26 protein-coding genes and 2 pseudogenes are annotated in these 25,391 nt (G+C 38.1%); 5 read left to right on the top strand and 23 right to left on the bottom strand.

Annotation, left to right across the window (positions count from 1 at the left end):
- Window positions 1-20: 20 nt before the first annotated feature.
- The 11 genes from PDT38_RS12500 to PDT38_RS12450 form a co-directional block, all read right to left on the bottom strand.
- Window positions 21-1,232: a cytochrome P450 gene (locus PDT38_RS12500; protein ID WP_270802010.1), complete on the bottom strand. Its 1,212-nt coding sequence runs from the start codon at window positions 1,230-1,232 to the stop codon at window positions 21-23.
- Between the two features lies 1 nt (window position 1,233).
- Complete coding sequence (gene bioB, locus PDT38_RS12495; protein ID WP_270802008.1) at window positions 1,234-2,232, bottom strand: biotin synthase BioB; 999 nt, start codon at window positions 2,230-2,232, stop codon at window positions 1,234-1,236.
- A complete protein-coding gene (gene bioD, locus PDT38_RS12490) occupies window positions 2,229-2,930 on the bottom strand; it encodes a dethiobiotin synthase (RefSeq protein ID WP_270802007.1) in 702 nt (233 codons plus the stop codon). The genes bioB and bioD overlap by 4 nt, the downstream gene beginning before the upstream one ends.
- Entirely contained in the window at window positions 2,927-4,066 is a 1,140-nt protein-coding gene (gene bioF / locus PDT38_RS12485; RefSeq protein ID WP_270802005.1) for an 8-amino-7-oxononanoate synthase, read from the bottom strand. The genes bioD and bioF overlap by 4 nt, the downstream gene beginning before the upstream one ends.
- On the bottom strand, window positions 4,056-5,393 hold the full coding sequence (bioA, locus tag PDT38_RS12480; protein ID WP_270802003.1) for an adenosylmethionine--8-amino-7-oxononanoate transaminase: 1,338 nt from the start codon (window positions 5,391-5,393) through the stop codon (window positions 4,056-4,058). The genes bioF and bioA overlap by 11 nt, the downstream gene beginning before the upstream one ends.
- Window positions 5,383-6,159: a 6-carboxyhexanoate--CoA ligase gene (bioW, locus tag PDT38_RS12475; protein WP_270802152.1), complete on the bottom strand. Its 777-nt coding sequence runs from the start codon at window positions 6,157-6,159 to the stop codon at window positions 5,383-5,385. The genes bioA and bioW overlap by 11 nt, the downstream gene beginning before the upstream one ends.
- Before the next feature lie 136 nt (window positions 6,160-6,295).
- Complete coding sequence (locus PDT38_RS12470; RefSeq protein WP_270801997.1) at window positions 6,296-8,185, bottom strand: ABC-F family ATP-binding cassette domain-containing protein; 1,890 nt, start codon at window positions 8,183-8,185, stop codon at window positions 6,296-6,298.
- 70 nt (window positions 8,186-8,255) lie between these two features.
- Entirely contained in the window at window positions 8,256-9,677 is a 1,422-nt protein-coding gene (locus tag PDT38_RS12465; protein WP_270801995.1) for an SLC13 family permease, read from the bottom strand.
- Window positions 9,678-9,744: 67 nt separating this feature from the next.
- On the bottom strand, window positions 9,745-9,945 hold the full coding sequence (locus PDT38_RS12460; RefSeq protein ID WP_270801992.1) for a hypothetical protein: 201 nt from the start codon (window positions 9,943-9,945) through the stop codon (window positions 9,745-9,747).
- Between the two features lie 349 nt (window positions 9,946-10,294).
- Window positions 10,295-10,693 carry a methyl-accepting chemotaxis protein gene (locus tag PDT38_RS19470; protein ID WP_253907759.1) on the bottom strand — a complete coding sequence of 133 codons (399 nt, stop codon included), beginning with the start codon at window positions 10,691-10,693 and terminating at the stop codon, window positions 10,295-10,297.
- A 656-nt stretch (window positions 10,694-11,349) separates the two neighbouring features.
- Complete coding sequence (locus PDT38_RS12450) at window positions 11,350-12,069, bottom strand: YebC/PmpR family DNA-binding transcriptional regulator (RefSeq protein ID WP_270801988.1); 720 nt, start codon at window positions 12,067-12,069, stop codon at window positions 11,350-11,352.
- 293 nt (window positions 12,070-12,362) lie between these two features.
- On the opposite strand from PDT38_RS12450, the gene PDT38_RS12445 reads away from it, so the two are divergent.
- From PDT38_RS12445 to PDT38_RS12420, 5 genes and pseudogenes are all read left to right on the top strand, one after another.
- Window positions 12,363-12,515 carry a hypothetical protein gene (locus PDT38_RS12445; protein WP_270801985.1) on the top strand — a complete coding sequence of 51 codons (153 nt, stop codon included), beginning with the start codon at window positions 12,363-12,365 and terminating at the stop codon, window positions 12,513-12,515.
- 57 nt (window positions 12,516-12,572) lie between these two features.
- A complete protein-coding gene (locus PDT38_RS12440; protein ID WP_270801983.1) occupies window positions 12,573-13,133 on the top strand; it encodes a hypothetical protein in 561 nt (186 codons plus the stop codon).
- Window positions 13,108-14,266, top strand: a pseudogene (locus PDT38_RS12430) (S8 family serine peptidase). Before PDT38_RS12440 ends, PDT38_RS12430 begins: the two are co-directional and overlap by 26 nt.
- Before the next feature lie 141 nt (window positions 14,267-14,407).
- Entirely contained in the window at window positions 14,408-16,057 is a 1,650-nt protein-coding gene (locus tag PDT38_RS12425; RefSeq protein WP_270801979.1) for a CoA-disulfide reductase, read from the top strand.
- 113 nt (window positions 16,058-16,170) lie between these two features.
- Window positions 16,171-16,332 (top strand): hypothetical protein, encoded by a 162-nt coding sequence (locus PDT38_RS12420; RefSeq protein ID WP_270801977.1) that lies wholly within the window; start codon window positions 16,171-16,173, stop codon window positions 16,330-16,332.
- A gap of 565 nt (window positions 16,333-16,897) precedes the next feature.
- On the opposite strand, the gene PDT38_RS12415 is transcribed toward PDT38_RS12420, so the two are convergent.
- From PDT38_RS12415 to PDT38_RS12360, 12 genes and pseudogenes are all read right to left on the bottom strand, one after another.
- On the bottom strand, window positions 16,898-17,023 hold the full coding sequence (locus PDT38_RS12415) for a PhrK family phosphatase-inhibitory pheromone (protein ID WP_172293371.1): 126 nt from the start codon (window positions 17,021-17,023) through the stop codon (window positions 16,898-16,900).
- Window positions 17,023-18,138 carry a Rap family tetratricopeptide repeat protein gene (locus PDT38_RS12410; RefSeq protein ID WP_270801974.1) on the bottom strand — a complete coding sequence of 372 codons (1,116 nt, stop codon included), beginning with the start codon at window positions 18,136-18,138 and terminating at the stop codon, window positions 17,023-17,025. The genes PDT38_RS12415 and PDT38_RS12410 overlap by 1 nt, the downstream gene beginning before the upstream one ends.
- Window positions 18,139-18,323: 185 nt before the next feature.
- The gene (locus PDT38_RS12405; RefSeq protein ID WP_270801972.1) at window positions 18,324-18,938 is read right to left on the bottom strand and encodes an alpha/beta hydrolase; all 615 of its coding nucleotides are present in this window, start codon (window positions 18,936-18,938) and stop codon (window positions 18,324-18,326) included.
- Window positions 18,939-19,031: 93 nt separating this feature from the next.
- Window positions 19,032-19,159 (bottom strand): annotated as a pseudogene (locus tag PDT38_RS12400) (flavin reductase family protein); the annotation flags it as partial.
- 55 nt (window positions 19,160-19,214) lie between these two features.
- The gene (locus PDT38_RS12395; protein ID WP_270801970.1) at window positions 19,215-20,162 is read right to left on the bottom strand and encodes a ring-cleaving dioxygenase; all 948 of its coding nucleotides are present in this window, start codon (window positions 20,160-20,162) and stop codon (window positions 19,215-19,217) included.
- A 268-nt stretch (window positions 20,163-20,430) separates the two neighbouring features.
- Window positions 20,431-20,685, bottom strand: a complete 255-nt coding sequence (locus tag PDT38_RS12390; protein ID WP_270801968.1) for a TfoX/Sxy family DNA transformation protein — start codon at window positions 20,683-20,685, stop codon at window positions 20,431-20,433.
- Entirely contained in the window at window positions 20,682-20,999 is a 318-nt protein-coding gene (locus tag PDT38_RS12385; protein ID WP_270801966.1) for a carboxymuconolactone decarboxylase family protein, read from the bottom strand. Before PDT38_RS12385 ends, PDT38_RS12390 begins: the two co-directional genes overlap by 4 nt.
- A 16-nt stretch (window positions 21,000-21,015) precedes the next feature.
- Window positions 21,016-21,255, bottom strand: coding sequence for a zinc ribbon domain-containing protein (locus PDT38_RS12380; RefSeq protein WP_270801963.1), 240 nt, complete (start codon window positions 21,253-21,255; stop codon window positions 21,016-21,018).
- A 1-nt stretch (window position 21,256) separates the two neighbouring features.
- Window positions 21,257-21,850 (bottom strand): TetR/AcrR family transcriptional regulator, encoded by a 594-nt coding sequence (locus PDT38_RS12375; protein WP_270801961.1) that lies wholly within the window; start codon window positions 21,848-21,850, stop codon window positions 21,257-21,259.
- A 422-nt stretch (window positions 21,851-22,272) separates the two neighbouring features.
- Window positions 22,273-22,434, bottom strand: a complete 162-nt coding sequence (locus PDT38_RS12370; RefSeq protein ID WP_270801959.1) for a DUF2283 domain-containing protein — start codon at window positions 22,432-22,434, stop codon at window positions 22,273-22,275.
- Between the two features lie 67 nt (window positions 22,435-22,501).
- Entirely contained in the window at window positions 22,502-23,686 is a 1,185-nt protein-coding gene (locus PDT38_RS12365; RefSeq protein WP_270801956.1) for a glycoside hydrolase family 53 protein, read from the bottom strand.
- 23 nt (window positions 23,687-23,709) lie between these two features.
- Window positions 23,710-25,386: a PTS lactose transporter subunit IIBC gene (locus PDT38_RS12360; RefSeq protein WP_270801954.1), complete on the bottom strand. Its 1,677-nt coding sequence runs from the start codon at window positions 25,384-25,386 to the stop codon at window positions 23,710-23,712.
- Between the last annotated feature and the right edge of the window lie 5 nt (window positions 25,387-25,391).

Raw genomic sequence — 25,391 nt, 5'->3', positions numbered from 1 at the left:
AAAAAAGGACTCGGTTACATTCAACCAAGCCCTTCTCTAGTGAAGGTGACAGGCAACTTGACAAGTGATCTAAAGCCAAATAGTTTCCGATAGGAAATATCTGTTTGCACAAGTCGCAGTTCAGGGAGACGTTCTATTAATGTCAAAAGAGCAACTTGTGCTTCAATACGCGCCAATGATGAACCTAAACAAAAATGAGAACCATAACCAAAAGCTAAATGTGGATTCGGTTTTCTCGTCATGTCGAAAAGATGAGGTTTTGTAAATGTTTTCGGATCACGATTGACAGCCCCTAAAAGAATGTATACCTGTTCACCTTTTTTCATGGTGTTACCGTTCAACTGATAATCTTCAGAAACGATTCGAGCTGTTAGCTGTGTTGGACTCTCAAAACGTAAACATTCCTCAACAGCAGATTCAATCAAGGCCGGATTTTTTATTAAAGCAGTAAGCTGACTGGGATGATTCAGCAAAGAATATAATCCATTACTGATCAAATTTACTGTCGTTTCATGTCCGGCAATGATCAGCAAAATACATGTTGCCAATAATTCCTCTTCTGTTAAAGAATCTCCCTGTACAAATGTACTAATGAGGTCATCTTTAGGTTCATTTTTTCGTTTTTCAATCAGGGATCTGAAATATGTCATCAACTTCATGACAGTAGCACCGCCATTGATTAACGTTTTTCTTGAGCGGGTGAAATCGATTGTTTCAATTAAGCTTGCCGTCCATTCTTTAAACTGATATCTGTCCTCTTTTGGGACACCTAATATTTTTGCGATCACAAGAGTTGCTAAAGGAAAGGAAAACTCTGAAACAATGTCGACTTGTTGTTTCTTTTCCAGTTGATCGAGCAACTCATCTGCGATTGCACGAATAGACGGGCGAAGAGATTCTACCTGTTTTAATGTGAATGCTTGACTAACTAACGTTCTGATGCGTCGATGATCAGTCTGATTTTGAAATAATAGCATATGATGTTGTATATTTTTAAGGACTTCGTATTTTGTCGATGTGATTGGAAGAGGAATCCGGTTTTGAAATTTGCTGTCACTTAAAATGATTGTCGCTTCGTCATGACCGGTCACATACCAACCGGATTGTTTTAAGATTGTTCCCTTATAAACTGGTGCAATCGCTCGCAATTTCTCGTAAAAAGAATATGGATTTTGCCAAAAATTTGCGTGGGTACGCATGCTTGGTTTGATCAGCTCTAATTCTGGCGTCATCTCATACCTCCTGACTTGCCATTTCCGCTGCTGTTTCAATTTCAAAACCTAAATCAGTCAGCATTTTATGGTCATCTGTTTCCTTCTGGCCGGCCGTCGTTAAGTAATCTCCGACAAAAATAGAATTAGCCGCATATAATCCTAATGGTTGAAGTGAACGAAGGTTGACTTCCCGACCGCCTGAAATACGAATCTCTTTTGTCGGGTTCATAAAACGGAATAAGGCCAATACTTTTAAACAATACAATGGATTTAATTCATGGACTCCTTCCAATGGAGTGCCTGGAATAGCGTGTAAAAAATTAACCGGAATTGAGTCAGCATCAAGTGTTTTCAAACTTCTAGCCATATCAATGACATCCTGTTTTGTCTCTTTCATTCCAATGATGATACCGGAACACGGAGACATTCCAGAGTTTTTCACTGTCTCCACTGTATGGACTCGGTCATTATATGAATGGGAGGTTGTAATGTTTGCATGATTGCTTTTTGATGTATTGAGGTTGTGGTTATAACGGTCAACTCCTGCAGCTTTTAACCGTTTAGCTTGCTCCGGTTTTAGAATGCCGAGACATGCACAGATTTTCAATCCATACGTATTTTTAATTTCTTGGACAGCTTCAACAACTTGATCAATTTCCCGGTTTGATGGTCCTCTTCCACTAGCTACGATACAATATGTTCCGATCTGTAAATCATGAGCCTGCTTTGCTCCTTGCAGTAATGTCTGTTTATCTACCATACGGTAAGCATCAATCGGTGCTTTGGAGATGGCAGATTGAGAACAGTAACCGCAATTTTCCGGACACAGCCCTGATTTTGCATTCATAATCATATTCAGTTTGACTTTTTTTCCGTAATACTGTTTTCTAATTTGAAAAGCGGCATGCATCAACATCAGAATATCTTCATCTGGACTTTCCAAGATAGACAATGCCTCTTGGTTTGTTATTTCCTCTCCTTCCAACACTCGGCTTGCAAGTTCGATCCACTTGTTCATTTTCCTGCCCCCATTTGCGTCATTAGTTGAGAAACATCGATATGGTTCTTGACCATTTGTTTAACTGTTTTTTCTGTGATATCTTTCAGTTTTGGCGTTATCCCAATAAGTGGAACATCACATAGTTGTTCAATGATATTTGGATTGGTTTTTTCATCAAGATTTGGTCGCTCACTCCTGCCATTTATAACAATGCCGGCAATCTGAAGACCGAGTTGTTTTGCATATTGAACCGTTAAAAAAGTATGGTTAATCGTGCCAAGATCAGGTCTGGCAACAATTAGAACAGGCAATTGCAAAGCTTTGATTAGATGAGCAACTAAGTAATTTTCACCTAATGGGACTGCAATGCCTCCTGCCCCTTCGACAATGACATAATCATGCTGTTTTTTTATCTTGTTCCAATGATTGATCACTTCATTAATGCTAACCATTTTTCCTTCTTGCTTTGCGGCAACGTATGGTGCAAGTGGTTCTTTATATTCAAAAGGGGTAATTTCTTCATGGGTCAGACATGTGTGTGACATTTGCTTTAATAAGGCTGTGTCACTTTGCGGATTGTCGCGTGATATTCCGCTTAAAAATGGTTTAAACACGCCGACATCGATGTTTTTCTCTTTCAATAATGCGGCAATACCGCACGATATGATCGTTTTTCCAACTCCCGTATCAGTTCCTGTAACAAAAATCCCTCTCATTTTTTTAAATTCAACTCTTTTCCGATGAAATCAAATACTTCTAGCAAAGTAGCTATTTCTGTTAAACTGCTGTCAGCAGTGACTGTCAACCGAATTCGGCTTTCTCCTTCGGGAACTGTTGGTGGACGAATTGCTGGTGCATAGATGCCAGTTTCCTGAAGGCGTTTTGCAAACAAAACGGTTTTTTGAGAATCACCAATTATGACCGGAATAATTGGTGTATGCCCCCCCTTCACTACATATCCCAGTCGCTTTAAGCCACTTTTGATGGTCGTAATGATAGAATGCAAATGCTGCCGTTTTTCTTGGCTATTTTCGATGAGCTCCACAGCGGTAATGGCAGCTGCACAGCTTGCCGGTGGAATTGCAGTTTGAAAGATAAACGTTCTCGCATGGTTTCGCAAAAAATCAATTAACGTTTTCGAACCTGCAACAAAACCACCTTCTACACCAATCGCTTTACTTAAAGTACCGATCACAACATCTGGACAAACGCCAAAATACTCACTTGTCCCCCGTCCATTTTTTCCAAAAACCCCTGTTGCATGGGCGTCATCAACAATCACGATTGCCTGAAAACGTTTGGCAAGCCGCATGATCTTGTCAAGTGGTGCAATCGTTCCATCCATGCTGAATACACCGTCTGTTACAATAAACCGCCGTTTAAAACCTTTTATTGTCGTTAATTTTTCTTCAAGATCATCAACATCAATATGCTGATAAATGACTGTATCAGCTTTTGACAAGCGGCAGCCATCAATGATACTAGCATGGTTGTATTGGTCACTGAAAATAATATCGCCTTTTTCAGGTATTGATTGGAGCACACCAATGTTGGCTAAATAACCGCTTGAGAATAGGAGAGCCGCTTCTGTTTCCTTAAAGTTGGCAAGTTTCTGTTCGAGTTTCTCATGCCATTCCGTATTGCCTGTTGTTAATCGTGACCCACTGCTTCCTGTGCCACCATCATGCAATGCCGTTTCTGCAGCCAAAATGACTTGTTTATGATGGCTCAAATTTAAATAGTCATTGGAAGCCCATACTTGATTGTTGTCTTCTGTCGCTGGTAATGTCCGATACAGACCAGCTGTTTTCGTTCTTTCTAAGCGCTTGCTTAACCATTCATCAACACTCACGGCTAGTAACCTCATCAATCGCTTCTTTCATGATCGCCACCATCGCTCCCAGCTCATCTGTTGTACTGCAAAGTGGTGGCAAAAATGCAACAACATCACCGAGCGGTCTTGTCAGCATGCCAAGTTCTCTCATTTTTAAAGACACTTGGTAGCCAACTCGTTGTTCTGGTGGATAAGCTAGTTTTGATTCCTTTGACTGAACAAGCTCGATCCCGCACATAAAACCGAGTTGGCGGATATCGCCCACATGAGAAAGTGATGTTAACTCATGAAGTAGTTCATGAAGAACTTTTGATTTGGCGGCAACCTGTTCAACGATGTTTTCTGATTGAAATAAACGCAAATTTTCAATTGCAACAGCACAGCCAAGCTGGTTTCCCGTGTACGAATGGCCATGGAAAAATGTTTTTAGTGTTTGATAGTCATCATAAAATGCTTGATAGATATCCTCTGTAGCTAATGTAATCGCAATTGGCAAATAGCCACCGGTAAGGCCTTTTCCTGCTGCCATTAAATCAGGTTGAACATTTTCATGCTCACAAGCAAACATTTTTCCGGTTCTGCCAAATCCTGTTGCCACTTCATCAACAATCATTAACACATCATATTGTGTGCAAAGCTGGCGGACACCTGCTAAAAATCCTTCAGGCATCGTGATCATGCCTGATGCTCCTTGAACCATAGATTCAATTGATAATGCAGCAATCTCACTGTGATGCTCGCTTAACAGTTGTTCGAGCTCTGCAAGACATTCATCACGACATTTGTCAGCGTCACCACTTTCAGAGCGATAGACATAAGGAACCCTCGCTTTGAAACTATCAAACATGAGCGGACCATATACATGATGGAAAAGCTCAATTGAACCAACACTGACCGCTCCGATTGTATCGCCATGATAGCCGTTTTGCATCGCAATAAACTTTTCTTTCTCTGGTTTCCCTTTATTTTTCCAATATTGGAATGCCATTTTTAGAGCAATTTCCATTGCTTCTGCCCCACTGTCTGAATAAAACACCCTTGTCAACTGCTCAGGGCTGATATCGACTAAGGTTTCGGCTAGTTCTGTTGCTGGGACGTTTGTCATTCCTAACAATGTTGAATGCGCAATTTTACCAAGTTGTTTTTGAATGGCCTCATCTAATTCCTTTTTCCGATGTCCATGGACATTAAGCCATACTGATGAAAAACCGTCATAATACTCCTTGCCATTGATATCTTTTAGCTTAATTCCGGTTCCACTTTCAATCATTAATGGATCTTTATCATAGTCTTTCATTTGGGTAAAAGGCAGCCAAAGATGTTTTTTACTTTTTTCAATTAGCATCTTGATCCCCCCAGTAAATCATGACAGGCTGTTTTTCCAAATCATTGATGCAGTTTTCTAAATCTCTTGATGAATCAACAAAAAAGATTCGACAGCCGTTTTCATCTCCACACTCTTTTAATTTTGTGACCCGTTGATAGCCGAGGTTTTTGCTTGCCACATAGCCGGTTATGTAATCGGGGTCATCTGAGAAACAAAATTCAGCAATGACAGCAGGATGATCACATACTTTTGTTGCAAGAGCTAGTGCCTCTTTTATTCGAGATTTTAGCGGAATGTCGTGTTTTGTCGCCCACGTCCGAAAATTGGTGTCAGACCAATCAATTCGGGAGACACGCACACCTTTTTCCTTTCTTCCATCAATTCGTTTGCCTGAGTGAATATCAATGAAAACAGCACCCCTTACTTCTGAATATTCAGGCATTTGTTGATATGCTTTTTCAAGTGCCACGCTTGGAACACCAGCATATTTAAGAAGTTCAACAGCCAATTCTTTTCCTGTTTCTACTGAATTCACTTGATTTGTGTTTACTTGTAAAGGATGAAGTAATTTAATCGGTTGATTTATGGCTTCAAATTGAATTTGCATAAAATCCGGTTGTCCTCTTGAATGTCCAAGGCTTTTAGCTAGCAATGCATTAATCGCCTGTTTTAAACCGCTGTACGTTGTAAGCCGCTCTCCGCCGGATATATGTTTTCCACCTTCTTCATGAGATCCATTTTGGGAAGCTCTCATTCTGACACTGTAATATTTTTCTCCCTTAATGCTCTTACCCTCCATTTGTTAACTTATTTATTTTTTAGGTTAACATTACAAATAGAATATTAGTATTCTTTCATGAATATGTCAATGAAAATAAAAAAGACAAAAGAGACTAAGAAATTCTCTTTTGCCTAGATATCTACGACTGTTCAAGCTCTTCAATCATCAGCGACAGCTCTGTCCAGCGTTCCATCGCTTCTTCAAGCTTTTCGGCCGTTTGATTTTGTTCTTCCATCAGTGTCTGGATTTTAGCAAAATCACTGCCTGCTTTTGCAATTTCCTCTTCAAGCTGTTTATGTTTTTCTTCGAGTTCTGCAATTTTGTCTTCAATACCTTCCCATTCCAACTGATCTTTATATGAAAGTTTCTTTCGTTTCTTTTTTTGAATAGGTTCGGCATCGACCGATCCTTGAGAAGGTTTCTGGCGATTTATTTCCTTTTGTTTCTCCATGTATTCGCTGTAAGAACCTTGAAAGCGTGAAATGATTCCGTTTCCTTCAAACACCAGCAAACGGTCAATAACGCGATCAAGGAAATAGCGGTCATGGGACACGGTGATGACAACACCTGGAAACTGCTCCAAATAGTCTTCTAAAATACTTAGTGTTTCAGTATCAAGATCATTTGTCGGCTCATCAAGAAACAAAACATTTGGCTCTTCCATTAACACTTTGAGAAGATAGAGCCGTCTTTTCTCACCACCGGATAGCTTCCGAACATAGGTGCGCTGCATCTTGCGCGGAAACAAAAACCGTTCTAGCATTTGTTCAGCGGTGATCACTTGTCCATCAACAGTCTTGACAATTTCCGCTGTTTCTTTTATATATTCAATCACTTGCACGGTTTCATCCATTTCACTGTGATCCTGTGTATAATAACCGATTCTAACGGTCTGTCCAATGGTGATTTGACCTGCTTCAGGCTCAAGGCGTCCAGCCAGTGCATGTAACAGGGTCGTTTTTCCAATACCATTTGCCCCAATCATCCCAATTCGATCTCCTGGAACAATCAGTTCATTAAACGAACGGACAAGCTCGTTTCCGCCGCGGCTGATCGTAACACCTTCTGCCTCAATCACTTGCTTACCAAGACGGTGTGAGCCAATTGCAAAATCGAGAGATGAATTCACCTCAAGTCCGTCCTGATCTTTTAACTCTTCGACTCGCTGAATTCTCGCTTTTTGTTTTGTAGATCGGGCTCTGGCTCCTCTTCTCAGCCAAGCAAGTTCTCTTCTCAACAAGTTTTGCCGCTTTGTTTCGTTTTGCTCAGCAAGTGCTTCCCTTTCAGCCCGTTTTTCTAAAAATATTTCATAATTGCCTTTATACGTATAAAGGTGTCCGCGATTTAGTTCATAAATCCGGTTTGTCACCCGATTGAGAAAATAACGGTCATGTGTGACCAGAACGACTGAACCCGGATATCCGCTTAAATAGCTTTCAAGCCATTCAATTGTTTCATTATCAAGGTGGTTTGTCGGCTCATCTAAAATGAGAAGATCTGCGGGCTGGATCAAAGTTTTGGCAATTGCAACCCGCTTTTTTTGACCTCCAGAAAGAGCTCTCACTTCTTTTGTTAGATCAGTGACACCAAGCTTTGTTAAAATCGTTTTTGCCGCTGTATTGGCATCCCATGCACCATATTGGTCCATTTTACCTTGAGTCGCAAGAAGATTCTCCTGTTTTTGCGGATCTTCTGGAAACATATTGAGTTCCTGCAAGGCTTGTTCATACATCCGCATGGTTCGCATCATCACAGAATCACCGGAATAAACGTGCTCCAGCACCGTTTCAGAGCCTTCCATCTTCGGCTCTTGTGGCAAATACTCAATTTGCAGGCTGCCTGATTTCGTGATCTCGCCTTTTTCCGTTGACTCAAAACCAGCAATCACTTTTAATAAACTACTTTTTCCCGTTCCATTTGGCCCAATCAAGCCGATTCGCTCGTTTTCTTCAATATGAAACGAAATATTATCAAATAATGTTTTTTCTCCGTATGTTTTATATAAACCTTCTGCTTTTAAAATACTCATGTATTCTACCAATCCTAACATCATGTCATAATTATATTTTAATGCAGTTTAGAAAAGAAAACTAGTATCACTATAAAACAGCAGGCAGCCAAAGATAAACACTAGTCACAATAATGAAAATCCCCGTGATATTCAGCCAAAAACCGGCCCTGATCATATCCTTCATCTCTAGTAATTGAGCGCTGAAAACGGCGGCATTTGGTGGAGTAGAAATGGGTAGCATAAATGCGCAAGATGAAGCAAGTGCAGCTGCCGCCATTAATCCAGATGGTTCAACGTGAAGTGCGGTCCCCAAACCGACAGACATCGGGATCACCATATTGGCGACAGCTGTATTGGACATGATTTCTGTCATAAATAAAATCGCCGCTGTTAATACAATCAAAACAAACAGATACCGATTACCTTCTAATAGCTGAAGCTTACCGGCTATCCAACCTGTTAAGTTGGTTTCTGAAAATCCAGATGCAAGCGACAACCCTCCACCGAACAACAGCAACAAACCCCAAGGCAACCTCTCAAGATCTTTCCATTCTAAAATTCTTTCATCTTTTCTACTAGGAATAGTGAAAAGCATAACGGCTCCCAAAATAGCAATTGATGGATCTGATATGTGAAAGGGAAGCAGAAATTTGAACATCCATAAACAAGCGGTCAACAAAAAAACGCTGAATACCCATTTCTCCTCGTTTGTCGCAGCACCTAACTCTTTAAGATCATGATTGATAAACCCAGACTTTTTTCCTGCAAAGTCGCTAACTTTAAATTTAATCTTTGTCAAATAAATATAAAGAATCAATAAAAATACAACAGCAACCGGAAACCCGAATAAAAACCATTCAAAAAACAAGATTTCATGATGAAGTAGCTTTCGGGACATTGCCGCAAACACTGCGTTCGGTACAGAACCCACCAAAGTGGCGAGGCCGCCGATTGAGGCAGCATAAGCGACAGCCAACAAGATACTTTTGCTGAATTTTTGCAAGGAATCCCCTGTTAAAACGTGTTTCTCCTCGACTTCTTTAATCACCGCAAGTGCAACGGGAAGCATCATCAAAGCGGTAGCAGCATTGGAAATCCACATTGATAAACATGCTGTCGACAGCATGACCCCAAGTACAATCCGTTGGCTTTCCGTACCAATCCGTTTTAAAATATGCAACGCAATCCGTTTATGAAGATCCCATTTTTCAATCGCTATCGCAATGATAAAGCCGCCCATATACATAAACACAATCGGATCGCCATATGCCTTAGCTGTCGTCTCTACATCTAAACCGCCAAATGTCGGTAACAAAATAATCGGAAGTAGAGATGTAGCCGGAATTGGCACAGCTTCGGTGATCCACCAAACAGCTGTCCAAGCCGTTACAGCAAGAACGATCCGAGGGGCGTGTGCTAACTCCGCCTTTGGCATCAAAACAAAAATCAGCAAAAAACTGATGGGTCCTAATGCTAAGCCGATCCGTTTTGTTGGTGTATAAACATTCATATACCCTCCCCCTTCGAAAGTGTTTTCATCACTTTCGATTTGTCTGGGGGAAATTCCTTGTGGATTTCTACATTCCTAAAACAGAAATAAACTTAGTTGACAAACTTTTTTCCTCTATCCACGATTGAAAATCGGTTATCATCAAGATCAACTGCTTGATATTTGTATGCGGATTTTCCATAAACTCTGCCTCAGCATAGGCAAACGGAAACCCTAAAACATTATCTATCCCTATTTCATTAAAAGAATTTCTGATAACACTTCTCAAAAACAGGCATCATGTAACAAAAGTTTTCTCCCGTAATCATAAAATCCTTTTACATAAGAAAAACGGGGATCATTTTTGGAATGCGATTGGGGAAAAGTTCAAATTGAGACTAATAAAGGAATTTAATGAAGAATTAGGGTGGGACATAAAGATCATCAAGTGATCGAAAATTTTTACGCCTTACAAACAGAAAAGTAAAAACATTAGACCCGAGTTCATTCCCTTTCGAGAAAGATAGACTTAGATGATGTAAAAATAAAGCCAAAAATAGTAAAAAAACGTCTCTTTGAGAAGATGTGAACACTTTTGAAAACTCTAAACTGTAAAAAAAAGAGAAGCCTTCGCCTCCCTAGTCTTCTACCTGATATTCTGCCATTTTAGCAAGATTTTGCACGTTTTTCTTCATTTCTTGCATCGTTAGCGAAATTTGTTCTACATTAGCTGCTTGAGCTGTTGTATCATTAATCACTTGAATCGATTGTTCAAGACCTTTCAATAAAGCGTGGATTTTTTTCGTAATTTCATCAATTTGTCCGACATTTTCTTTTGAGTGTGTTGCCAATTTTCTGATCTCATCCGCTACAACTGAAAAACCTTTACCAGACTCTCCTGCTCTTGCAGCTTCAATTGCTGCATTCAATCCTAGCAGATTACTTTGATCTGATATGCCCTTAACTGTCACTGAAATTTTTTCAATTTCACCGGCACTCTCACTCACTTCTTTTGCCTGTTTCGAAATATCTGTCATCTGCCCGGAAAACCCGTTCACTGATTTTGCAAGTTCTTGAATAGAAATAGCAGTCTGTTCAACGATTGCAGACAGACTCTCAGCGACCTGATGGAGCTGATCTGCTTTTTCAAAGTTTGTACTTAGGCTGACTCCACCAATGACGCGGCCGTTTTCATGGAGTGGAACCGCTCTTACAACAAGTGGGATACCGAACTTTTCTTTTGTTACTAAACTTACTTTTTGTCGATTTTGCCGGATTGCGTCAGTCATCACGTCTCCATCTTGCAAAGGATCACCGGAATTCGCATTCAAAGACAACGTTTTTCCTGGAATATGAATGATAAGTTTTTCTGTATCATAAATGCGAATGGCCACATCATCTTGAATTAACTGATTTAAAAAAGGAGCTACTTTTACAAATGCGTCCAAGAGAGGATGAATTTCTTTATGTTCAATTCCACTCATACTTAAACCTCCTGATTCTCTGGTCATGATTTCGAAGATTTATTTGATTCCTATGAACTCGAAGATGATTTGAAACACATCGATCAAGGACAATTTTAGGAAAATTAAAAATTCATCTTTTATATCGGCTTTTTTTAAAGAAATTAAAATCTACTAATAAAAAAAGATTTTACCGGTTATTCGGTAAAATCTTCTATCCGAAAAAAATGTTAAGCATCTAAATCAACATTATGATACACTTGCTGAACATCTTCCAAATCTTCGAGTGCATCAATTAGTTTTTCAAATTTCTCCTTTGCATCCTCTGGCAGTGTCACGTCATTTTGCGCAAGCATTGTCAGCTCTGCGACAGTAAATTCAGTAATACCAGCGTTTTGCAGTGCTTCTTGGACAGCATGAAACTGATCAGGTTCAGCGTAGACAATGACTGCATCATCTTCTTCAAGAATATCCCGAACATCAATATCGGCTTCCATTAATAACTCGAGCACTTCATCAGCTGTTTTGCCTTCAAAACCGATGACTGCAGTTGGATCAAACATATAGGCAACAGAACCGCTCACTCCCATATTACCGCCGTTTTTCCCAAAAGTAGAACGCACATCAGCCGCCGTCCGGTTCACGTTGTTTGTCAGCGCATCAACGATCACCATAGAACCGTTCGGGCCAAATCCTTCATAGCGAAGTTCATCATAACTTTCTTCAGCACCGCCCTTCGCCTTTTCAATCGCCCGTTCGATAATGGCTTTTGGGACATTATACGTTTTTGCCCGCTCAAGCACGAATTTTAACGCCTGATTTGACTCAGGATCTGGCTCTCCTTGTTTCGCCGCAACATAAATTTCGCGTCCAAACTTAGAATAGACCCGACTTGTATTCGCATCCTTTGTCGCTTTCTTTTCTTTTATGTTGTTCCATTTACGACCCATGATGTAACCACTCTCTTTCAACATTGAATCTTTTATTCACAAAATCTATTATAACGCAGGATGATGAGATTTTATGTTATTCAAACAGAGAAATTGCGACATTTTTTTGGAGATGTGTTTATTCAGTTTTTATCTGTAGCATTTTAGCTTAATAGATTTGAATTAAAGTACCCTCTCAATGACCTATAAAAAAGTAATTAACAATCATTATAATCATTAAAAAATTGCTTTACATAAAAAAACGTGATATATATTTAAGTTTTATAATTTCATAGATAAAAAGGAGTTGTTCATTGGGCAAATTTGGTAAATACATATACTTACCAATCTTAGCTTTATTTCTGTCATATAGCTTATCATATCCACTTTCTGTTAGGGCAGAGGAAGGCCATGAGATAATCACAGAAGATCATGCGAAAGAAATGGTTGAGACTTATGATAAATAAACTGAAAATATTGAAAAATCAGAAGATGTTGAAGTAGATGAGAGATATGTTAATGAAATGATTTTAAATCAAGAAAAAACAATGAAAGAAATTGAGAAAAAAATTGAGGAAGCCAAAAACAAAGGTGAAAAATTATATACTCAACAAGAAATACTCAATTTAACAGCTCGAGATGTTGGTATTAGTAATGAAGACATGCAACAAGTTAAACAAGCAATAAAAAGTGAACAACAAGAAACAGACAATGTTATTGAAGCATTTGAAGAGATTGGTGAAGATGAACATCCAATTGTACAAAATATAGAAAAACACCAAGAAGAATTTAAAATTCCATTATCTTTAGTATATGTTGATCATAACGAAGATAAAAAAGATGGAACTATATCAGGCGGTGGCTGGCCATATTGCCTAGACGATAATGGATATGGGTATAAAAAATTTATAACCTCTGATTGCTATAAAGCATTAATATTTTTACCTGTTTGCATGGCAGATTCAACCTTAGGTAAAAAATGGCCAAATCTAAAATACTGTAAAGCTTATAAACGAAACTGTTCACCGGTAATTGGACATAGTAAATATAAGCACAAACATGCTTGGTGGCAACGGATTCCTTAATAAAGGAGAAAATATTTTGAAAAAAGCTCTATTTTTAATTTCCTTGTTGTTATTGATTCTTTCAATTACAGGCTGCACATTAGAAAGAACAGCTGAACATCGCAAGCATGGAAAAAAACCTAATATCGTCAGCGACAAAAAAGAAGTCTCACAAATTGATACAGGAGCAGCAGTCAGCAGCTACCATGAAGATCATATCACTGGAAAAGGCATAAAAATTGCTGTCCTTGACACAGGTATTGATACAAAAAATGATGATTTATCATTTGAAAAAGGGATCAATGTTATCGGCAAAGATCAAAAAAATGTGCAAGATGATAATGGTCATGGAACAAAAATTGCCGGGATCATCGGTGCCAGAAAAAAACAATAAAAACCTAATTGGAATTGCTCCCGAAAGCAAACTGTACATTGCAAAAGTTGCTGATCACAATGGAAAAGTAAGCTATGGCGACTTAATCAAGGGTATCAATTGGGCGATCAAGGAAAAAGTTGATATCATCAATATCAGTCTAGAATTTGAAAAAGACAATCCCGAAATGCATGAAGCAATAAAAAAAGCTTATAAAAATAACATGATCATCATATCTTCCTCTGGGAATATTAGATTTGAAGGTGACACTTTTGAAGCTTATCCAGGCAAATATAAAGAAGTCATTTCAGTCGGAATGCTTAATACTGTAGGTGAAATTTATTCAAAAGAATTTGAGAACAAACAAGTTGATGTTTTTGCTCCAGGTGAAGACTTAACAAGTTCATACTTTAACAATAAGATGACTTTGGATACCGGAGTATCATTCGCTACAGCATATGCTTCTGGATATGCAGCCTTAATCATTCAGTCAGATCAAGAAAAACATTTGAGTATCTCTATCGACAGTGTTAAAAAACAAATGAAAACTGGGCTTGAACAAGGAATACATGGTTTTCCTTTAGAAGTTTATCTGATGATAGCCATTCATCTATTAACGATCATTGTATTAGTGGGACTCGTTCTATACCATATCTGGTTTTTCATCAACAAGAAAAAACACAATAAACGATATCCAAAAATAAAAATCATTTTAATGATAGTCATCATGATTTTTATAAATGTAGCGGTACGAATATCCATCATGTTATTCAATCTTTAAAACAGCTTTCACTAGAAGGCTGTTTTTTTAATGCCCTTCGCTTTCCGTCACAAAACTGTAACTTTTATCATGTAAATTTTAATCAAAAATCGTTATTATAGGTATAGGGGTATATGTATTTATAGAAAGGAGTACTTCAACATGACCAAAAAAATTGTGATTATTGGCGGAGTCGCTGGCGGTGCATCGGCAGCTGCACGGCTCAGAAGATTAGATGAACAATCTCAGATCGTCCTGTTTGAAAGAGGCGAATATATTTCTTTTGCTAATTGTGGACTTCCTTACTATATTGGTGAAACGATTAAAAAACGTGAAAAGCTACTTGTTCAAACTGTTGAAGGGATGAGCAAGAAGTTTAATTTGGACATTCGAAACCTTAGTGAAGTCGTTAAAATCAATCGTCACCGCAAGACGGTGACAGTCAACCATTTACCTGAAAATCGTATGTATGAAGAAAGCTATGATGTGCTTATCCTTTCACCAGGAGCAAAACCGATCATCCCACAAATTTCTGGGTTAACAGAGGCAGACAATGTCTTTACATTGAGATCCATTCCTGACACCGATCAGATTAAGGGCTTTGTTGATAATCATCAGCCTAAGGAAGCCGTTGTGATCGGAGGCGGATTTATCGGTTTAGAGATGGCAGAAAATTTAGTTGAGCGGGGTATCAATGTAACACTTGTGGAAATGGCCAAACAAGTGATGGCACCGCTAGATTACGAAATGGCAGCAATTGTTCACAAACACCTTATCGAAAAAGGTGTCAATTTAATTTTAGAAGATGGTGTTCAAGCCTTCCGTGACAACGGAAAAGAAGTGATGTTATCAAGTGGAAAGGTGATCAACACTGATTTCACGATTTTATCCATTGGCGTTACACCTGAAAATCAATTAGCTGCGGAAGCCGGTCTTCACATCGGTAAACGTGGAGGCATTCAAGTGAATGAGTTGCTGCAAACAAATGACGAACACATTTATGCGATTGGTGATGCGATCGAAACAGCTGATTATCTCCATCAACAACCTGCTTTCATTCCATTAGCTGGTCCAGCCAATCGCCAAGGTCGAATTGTTGCCAATAACATTTACGGTAAGAAAGAAGCATACAAAGGTACATTGGGAACATCGATTGCCAAAGTCTTTGATTTAACAGCAGCTGTGACAGGCAGTAATGAAAAAACATTACAAAGACTTGGTATTGATTACGAAGTTGTCCATGTTCATCCTGGTTCACACGCCGGCTATTATCCAGGTGCACATCCGCTTGCACTTAAAATCATCTTCAGCCCTGACAGCGGACAAATCTACGGTGCACAAGCAGTTGGGAAAGATGGAGCTGATAAACGAATTGACGTTCTATCAGCTGCAATCAAAGGCAAGCTCTCAGTATTTGACTTAACAGAACTTGAACTCGCCTATGCCCCTCCATTTTCATCAGCAAAAGATCCTGTCAACATGGCGGGCTATGTTGCTGCAAATATACTTGAAGATGGATTGGAGACTGTTCAGTGGCATGAAATTGATGAAATCGTCGAAAATGGTGGCTTTTTAATTGATGTTCGTGAACCACATGAGAGAAAACAAGGCTTTATTAAAGGCTCACTTAACATTCCGTTAAGCGAAATCCGCGACCGACTTGAGGAAATTCCAAACGATAAGCCAATCTATGTCGCTTGCCAAGTCGGGTTAAGGGGTTATCTTGCCGCTAGAATCCTGACTGGCAATGGATATCAGGCAATTAATTTGGACGGCGGCTGGAAAACATATTCTTCTGTTAAACATTCTTAAAGACAAGAGCCTTTCATAGAGAGAAAGGCTCTTCATTTTGCTCTTTTGCATAAAAAAGCACTACTAACAAACACTAACATCTGTAAACATCTTCAATGAAAGGAGCTTGCCATATGAATAAAAATGATCTACAAGAATGCATTTCAGAATGTGAAAGTGCATTAACTCATTTAAATCATGCATTGCGCAAAGTACATGACCAAGCAAAACCTAAAATGGAGCATGCTGTAAGAGATCTAGAAGAATGTATTCAAGAATGTCGAAGTCATTTGTAAGACTATAGTTCCTGCTGTTCAGATCTATTTTAAAAAAACAATTACAAACACGTTACCGAAACGAAAATTTAATAAAAAATACTCCAATAAAGGCGGTTACTCTTCGGCAGGCATGACCTAGATTGGGCGGAATATTTTGATTCCCGCTCAATCCAGGTCTGTTTTTGTGGTATAAAAATGGATGGCTTGGTTGAGGAATAGCGTTTATAGGATGTCTGGGAATTGAAAAGAAGTCATCTAAAAGAGAACACTCAAAACAAAAAATGTTTTGATGATAAAATAAACACTTATGATCAAGAAAATAATGATGAGTGAGAGTCTTTTTTTACTCTTTATTTCATGAATGCATTTATATAAGAAAAAAACAGTTAATAGAATGGTTAAAATATAATCAATATTTTGTAGAGTCGAACCCATAAGTACCTCCCTATATTTTGTTAATATTTTATTATAAAGAAAATAACACCCTTACGACAATGACCAATAAGAACTATATTTTCCCTACGATAGAAACAATTAAAACTCCAAAAAAAGAAGCCCTGTAAAAGGACTTCTCTTCATAACATTAGCCTCCAACCGGCAATTCTGCTGTTTTCATATCCCCTGATGCCATATGATTATGCTGTTGAGATAAAGCCGCTCCACCTAAAACCATCGTTACCAAAGATAAACAAATCATCATTTTTTTCATTACACTTCACTCCCTAATGATTTCATTTTATTTTCGGCTTTCACAGCCATTTTGACAAATTCGAGTGCTTCCTTATAGTGGCCTTTATCTTCATAATACCTAGATATAAGCAAACAAAGATCATGAACACCGTCTAAATCATTTAGTTTTTCTAAATCGTGAAGATCTCTCAAGCAGATTGCCATACTGTCAGACGTTTCACAGCAATACAATTCATAAATAATATTTATTTTCTTTTCATATATGTTATTACTATTTCGAGATAGTTCCACTTGTCCTTTTTGATATGAAGTCATTGCTGCTTCTTTTTCTCCGATCTTGAACAGCTCCCTTGTCAACATATAAAGAGAATTGATAAAGTAACATGACTCACACCATTCTTGATTACTCAATGCTTTTTGTAATGCATGGATACATTCTTCTGATCTGTTCAAAGTTGAATAAAAAATACTAATATCATGGTAAAGCATCGCTTCTAAAAATGGATCAGCAATCTTTTCTGAAATCTTAATAGACTCTTTGAAATAATGTTCCGCCTCTTTGAAACGTTCAATATGCATGTAATTAGCGCCCATCACAACGAGGGACACCGCCAATCTTTTTTCATACCCCTCATGCATCTTAAATATGGTCATTGCATCTTTTGCATAATTGAGAGAAACTTGATTTTGCCGAAGAGACATATACAGCCAACCCAATTTAATATAAAACTCAGCGTGCTCAATTTTGTCAGGAATGTCAGCCAATTTATGCTCTGCAATTTTATAAAGACTAATCGCCCGATCAAAATTCCTCGAATAAGACTCATACATGGCTTCAAAAAAGTAAAAATAGTAATCAATGAGGTGATTCGTCTCTTCAACACACTTGCTTTGCGATGCCATAAAATAAGCTCGGTCAGGGGGCCGTTCTCCTCTTGCATCATAAAGCATCATCCGATATCTTTCCCCAAGCAAAGAAAAGTAAGTTAATACATCCTGATTTTCTTCCATATCAACAAATGTTGATTTTACCCGTTCAAAAAGACTTTTTGCTTGTTCAATATCATGCATTTTAATAGCTAAATGAAATTCATTTAATATACCACCCACAACCTCAGAAGCGACCTTGCTCATCACATCCCCCCTTTCTTTATCCTTCTATTACCTGACAACTCGATGTTAACATAGTTTGTAATTCGTGGTAATAACATACAGTCAATAAGTGAGGCTCTGGTGAGTTTATTCCAGCCCATCAAAAAAAGGCTAAAGTTATACTTCAGCCCATTTCGTCTACTCCTAACCCCAATGTGTGGTTGCTGTTATTTGATGATGATCTTTTGATACCAAACGGCTGCTGCTTCAACTTCTTGGGTCGTTAGATGATGCCCATTATTTTCCCAATGAAGTTCTACATTCGCATTGCTGTTTTCTAATAAGGATTTTAATTCAGTCGATTCCATCGGTGGACAAATAGGATCATTCGTTCCAGCAGCAATAAATACCGATTTTCCTGACAAATTAGGAAGATCAATTCCCCTCCTCGGCACCATTGGATGAAAAAGAATCGCATTTTTCAAGGCATTTTCATAATGAAATAGTAAACTTGCAGCGATATTGGCTCCATTTGAATAACCAATTGCGACAATGTCATATCGATCAAAATTATACTTTAATGCTGCTTCATCAAGAAACTCGTTTAATTCTTTTGTTCGAATGATAAGATCTTCTTCATCAAAAACACCTTCCGCTAATCTTCTGAAGAATCGCGGCATTCCATGTTCTAATACATTTCCACGAACACTTAAGACAGAAGCCTCATGATCAATTTTTTCGGCAATAGGCAATAAATCTAATTCATTACCGCCAGTACCATGAAGTAATAATAAAGTTGGTTTTGTTGAATCTTGCCCTCTATTAAATATATGTTTCATCATTTATCTCCCTTCTCCACAAATCATCCTAGGCTCCAGCCCTGTTTTATGGCGATTTCGGTCTTTCTATTTCAAAAATTTCACCAATCTTGGCGTTATGATGTTTCTAGCTGTATCCTTATGTCTCCCCTTTAACGGCTGAATCGATATAGAGCACCATTCAAAACACCATCTTTGGAAATCGTTGTGACGAAAGCAATCGGTCTTGGAACAATGCTTCCAATTAGAAATTTATAATGATCTCTTTCACTATTTTGTTAGGGTAATCGAATCATTCCTTTACTCTTGTTCATCTAGTTCTCTAACTTCAAACGGCAACAATCCTTGTTCAATTTGTTCTCTATATTGTTCATATCGCTTCGGTAACATCAATTTTTGGCCCATTGTTGTTAATGATTCATCATGTGCAAACCCTGGAGGATCAGTTGCTATTTCAAAAAGGATGTCCCCATATTCCCTAAAATATATAGCATTAAAATAGTTTCTATCCTGTACAGGAGTGACACCATACCCATTTCCTTCAACATGCTTTTTCCAATTCAATTGATCTTCGTCATCATCAGCGCGCCATGCAATGTGATGAACTGTTCCAACCCCCATTTTTCCGCGTCCGCTCGAAGTTAATTTTAAATCAATGACATTTCCAATTTCCGCCTTTGAACGAAAACGAACAAACTCTCCCTCTTTTTCAATGAGTTCAAGTCCCATAACCTTCTCTAACAATTCTGCTGTTTTATTAGGATGCAACGAGAATAAAGTTGCACCTCCAAATCCTTTAATAGCTGTATGAGGTGTTATACCAGCAAAACTCCATGAATTTTGTTCCCCTTCATCTCTTTCAATAATTTCCAATTGAAGCCCGTGAGGATCTTGACATGCTAAGTATTGCTCTCCGAAACGAGCCATTTTAGTAAAAGGTACTTTAAATTTCCCCAATCTTTGTTCCCAAAATGCCAGTGCACCTTTAGGAACTGCATAGGAAGTCACACCTACTTGACCATCTCCAATTGTTCCTTGACATGCTCCTGCCCATGGAAAAAATGTGATGATTGTTCCAGGTGTACCACCTTCATTCCCGAAATAAAGATGATGAGTACCTGGGTCATCGAAATTGACAGTTTGCTTAACTAAACGCAAACCTAAAACTCCAGCATAAAAGTCGACGTTCTCTTGAGGATGACCGACAATTGCTGTGATATGATGGATACCTTTTGTTTTCTTATTCATTGATAACACTCCTCTTTTTATGTGGACAAAGGGAATTGAATATATTATTCTCTCTCACCGATAATATAATGTAAGGATGCGGTCATCGATTTTATCTCGAATTCGAGATATTTAACCAAAAAAAATTAGCATTCGATCTATGATGAATTCATCCTATATTATCTCGAATGTGAGAATATCATAATATTAATTATTTTTATTTGTCAAGTTTTCAAACTTGCTCTCCAAGACGGATGGTAAATTTAAAGCTGAAGCAATCCCTTCAGCTTTAAATGATGGAGTCATAATACTGTTTTAAATCCAATTTCACATCGCTTTTGAGACAATGCCATCTAACACCCTCAATGGCACCTTCTAAACTGCAAAGACAGTTGAAGCAAGTATCTCCTTCATAGAAATAGAGTTTAGAAAAAGCTGCTTTGCTACCCATTTTTATGAGAGTTTCGGCATCTTCAATTCCAACTATAGCAAGACGTTCCATAAGTTTATCGCCAATATTAGGAAGTCCACTAATTCTTTTCATGATGGTTCCTCATCAAAAGCTGCTAGTGCAATGGGCAGAGCTTTCACAACTTGGTTTCCAACAGCCGGTAATCCGAGTAATATCGCACTGATCACTTCTTTCCTTGATACACCAGATGCTTTTGCATTTTTCACATGGAATGGGATTCCGCTTTCAAGACCAACTGCAGCCATTACAGCAAGATAAGCAATTTTTTCAGTTTTTTGATCCAGATTGCACACTTGATCAAGCTTACCAACGGCATCCCCCCAAACTTTCGCATGCTCTGGGGCTTCATTCAAAAAAGTTTGAAACGAATGGCTTACAAATTCCATCTATTGTACCTCCATTCTATTCTTTTTTCCAAGCTGGAAGTTTTGCTAACATTCCTTTTGCTAGATGGCTGGCTGCATGGTTATCAAAACCTTGCGTTTTAACAATGAACTCTGTCATAGATTCAAGTTTTTCTTCGTAAGACTGCATCGTGCCATCAGGCCTGGCACAGAATGCACAATAATCTTTTTCCTCATCTCTCATTGCAAAATCCTCTCGATTCTTCATAGGCATCCCACAAGCAATACAGATTTTCATATCAGTATTCTCCTTTGATTAAGTTTAAATAGTGGTCTATCAATTGCTCACCATATCTTTCTAATACTGAACCATTGGGGGCAAACAAATCACCATTGATTAAATAATGATGAATGAGACCAATCCATGTGTTAAATAATAAATCAACAGGCTGAGAACATATTTTGTTATTCTTCATCTCTTTTTCAGCGATTTGGATCATATGAAAGGAAATCGTGGACTGAATCATGATGAAGGAATGACGAGAGCTTTCACTTAAAAAACGGCCTTCTAAGATCAACCTGGTGTAAAACGCTTCATACTCACGAATTCCTCTGATATGGGCAAAAAGAACATCCTTCATACCGCAATGATCGCCAACCAGTTCATGCAAACGCTTGGCCAAGCGCATCCCGAACTCTTCTATAACAGTGTCTAAAAGCAACTCCCTTGTCGGAAAATGCACAAACACCGTGCCATGTGATACGTTTGCACTTGTAGCAATATCCGAAGTTCGCGCAACAGTTAAACCGTCTTTCGCAAATTGATGGATGGCAGCTTCTATAATTTGCTGTCTTGTTTGATTCTTTTGTATTTGTCTTTTTGAACGTGTCATTTCATTGACTCTCCACTCATTGAGTTTAAACTCATTATATAGTGAAGGGGGTATGGTGTCAATATGGATAAGATGAGGTAGGAAGGTCATCAAGTGATTAATCCATTTCAAAAAACCCTTAAAAAAACAAAAGAGACTAACATATGATATTACTTCTGTTAGTCCCTTACATTATTTTATTTGTTTGTCATTTTGTCTAATAATTTTTCATCATATCTTAAAGTGTCAACAATATCAAATCCAACAAATTCTTCAAAATCATCATCACTGAAACAAAAGGATATACCGTAAACGCTAAACGTTTTCATTATTTTTTGATCAGATAGCCTAAAGCTATACATGAGACTTCCGTTATTTATAGATTTTGAGTAAATTCTTTTAACTCCTGCAAGGCTTGAAGCAGAAATTGCAGAAGAACCGAATCATTCTATTCCCACAACTCTATCTTCGATGTCAATATCAAGCACAATATCTTCATTCATTTCTAATTCATCAGTAGATTTTATCTTGTATTTCCTAGATGGCGGCAAGACATATAGATAACCTAACTCTGCTTCTTTGTCAAATGTTATAGCTGATCGCAAATGAAACCTCCTGATTGGTATCTCTTTGTCATCATCCATCTTCATGTTGCTGACAAAGAAGAAATCTTCATTTTTTTCCTGTTTTAAAGGCCTGCAAACCAGGCAAGGCATGACCATTAAAATCAAATAAAGCTTGATTGTCCCATTCGTTTCCAGTCTCGTCCTTGACATTTAAATAACCCATGCCAGCTTGTGTAGCCCATGAAACATTTCCATTATACCAAAGCGGTTCCCAATAGAAAAAACCTTTTCCTTTATTGTTTGGGACTTGTTTTATTGATGCTATTAAATCAAGTAAATATTTCTTTTGTCCTTCAGGAGTTGCTGAATATCCGCCAATTTGAGCTTCTTTCTCTCCAAATGCATTCTTCTTATGATCTGCATTTCCTGTCGTATGACCATAGGCAGTTTCAACAACAATCACATCTTTATTATAACGGGAGCTGATCGTATTCATATTATGTTGTAGGTTTCGCAATGAGCCATGCCAGTATGGATAATAAGAAATACCAATCACATCAAAATCAACATTTCTTTTCGTGATTTCGTCAAACCACCATTTAAAAACGTCATGATTTCCTCCATCTGCCAGATGCAACATGATAGGAGTATGAGACATCTGTGTATCTTTTACTGCTTTAATTCCAGATTTCAGAAAAGTTGATAATCGATTAAATTCTCCACCACCTTCTCCCCAATTTTTCCCATATGGCCACAACATTCCACTATTTAATTCGTTCCCAATTTGAACCATATCAGGATAGGCGTTTTGCTGCTTCAGATGATTTAAAACATCTTTAGTATAATCATAAAGGGCATCTGTCAATTCTGGAAAACTCTTATTTTTCCACGCTTTAGGCAGGTTCTGCTTTCCAGGATCGACCCAAAAGTCACTATAATGAAAATCCAGTAAAACTTTCATTCCTAATTTTTTAGCTCGTTTAGCTAAGTTGATCGTTGTCGATAAATCGTTTGTACCAGCTCCATAACTATTTCCATAGCTATCGCGAGGATCATTCCATATCCGAAGACGAATGTAATTAACCCCACTATCTTTTAAAATTTGTAGAGCATCTTTCCTTTTACCATTAACATCATAATTCGCACCTGATTTCTCCATATCCGCCAGAGTTGATATATCAGCACCACTAATAAAATGATCACTTGCATAAACATGGATATCACCAGTAAAAATGACACTAAGACTTAAGAAAGCACCTAGAAATACACTCAACATTCTTTTTTTCGCCAAGTTCTTCCCTCCATATTCTTTTATTAAAATTGGCCTAATACAAAATCAACGGCTTCTTTAGCATTTCGTGTCAAATTGATATATTCAACACCTTTTGTCGCAATGAGTTTAATTCCTAACCGATCAGTATCTTCTTTAATGTCTTTATAATAGGAGTTGACTTGTGGCGCAAGAATGATCATATCAAAATCTTTCATGATGTCGTAATGTGATCCATAGGCACCTGCTGAAGCACTTATTGCAACACTATATTGTGAAGCACCATCTTTAAGCGCATTCGCTAACATCGCACTAGTACCAGCTCCGGCACACAATACAAGTACATGAATATCTTTATCAAGTTTACGGGTAACATTTTCTACAGGTTTTGCTGAATGATCACTTGCTACTGAAACTGTCGATTCAGTCGTTTCTACTTTCACCATCTCAGTATTTTCAGCTTCTTTTTCGAGCAACACTTTATCATATGCTTTACAGAATGGTAAATAAATTGCAAAATCTATCACAATTAAAACGGCCGCTAAAATAAAAGCTAATAAGCCCATGCCGGTTCCAAGGACAAGTCCAACTGGACCTGGAGTAGCCCATGGTAATACATACATAAAGCTATTCATCCCTAAAACATCAACAAAGAATTTAAAAGCGCAAACATTGATCATCGGTGTAATCAGAAACGGAATAAAGAAATACGGATTCAAAATAATTGGAGCAGCAAATAGCAATGGTTCATTAACCGCAAAACACACTGGGACAACCGAAGCTTTCCCTACTGCTTTTAATTGTTTCGATTTGGCGAATAATAGAAAAATAAACGGAACAATTAAGGTTGCACCAGTTCCACCCATCGTACCTACAAAGTTACCTAATCCAACAGTTAACACTTTAGATGCTTGTTCACCTGCATGATACAACTGTAAATTTGCCTCAACATTTGCATAGATGATCGCAGCAATGGCTGGTTCTACAATAGATGGCCCATGTACACCAACAAACCAAAATAAAGCCATCGCTCCCCATATAATTGCAATTCCTAAATAGCCATCAGCTGCAGTAAATAAAGGTTGGAGCACCGTAATGACAGCTTCAGCAAACGAAATTCCGCCAAAGTGGCGAATCACTAAATCAATCAATACGGCTGCAAAAACAGAGAACGAAAACGGAAAAATATCCCTAAATGTTTGCGAAATTGTCCCAGGTACCTCTTTAGGCATTTTGATGGTAATATCTTTTATCACACAAAATTTATAAACATTAACGGTAAGAAATGCCGCAATGAAAGAAGCTAATAACCCTTTTGTTCCCATAAAATCTGTTGAGAAGCCACCATCAATTTGCGATACACTTAATAGTAGGAAACTGACGATCGAAGCCAGCATCACTGAAGTAGAATTGATCGATTTGTTTTTTGGCATTCTACGATTCATAGAATCTGTCAAACAACGAGCAGTTGTAGCTGCAACAAGCAGCCCTACAACCCCCATTGAATAACCGTAAACTTTCCATAACCACATGGATACTGCTTCAGGTAATTTCATACCAAATATTTCAGGAATGCTAGCAATCAAAATAAAGATACTGGAAAATAAAATAGCAGGCATAGCCGATAAAAAACCATCGCGAACAGCACCTAAATAAATATTTCGAGAAATCTTTTCGAAGAGCGGTTTCCCTTTTTCGATTTGTTTAATGATTGCATCCATCGCTT

This window comes from Bacillus changyiensis, from assembly GCF_027706145.1.
In the GTDB taxonomy this organism is placed as follows: Bacteria; Bacillota; Bacilli; order Bacillales; family Bacillaceae; genus Bacillus; species Bacillus changyiensis.
Note: the sequence above shows the minus strand (reverse complement) of the source record. Positions and strands in the feature narration are given on the sequence as shown.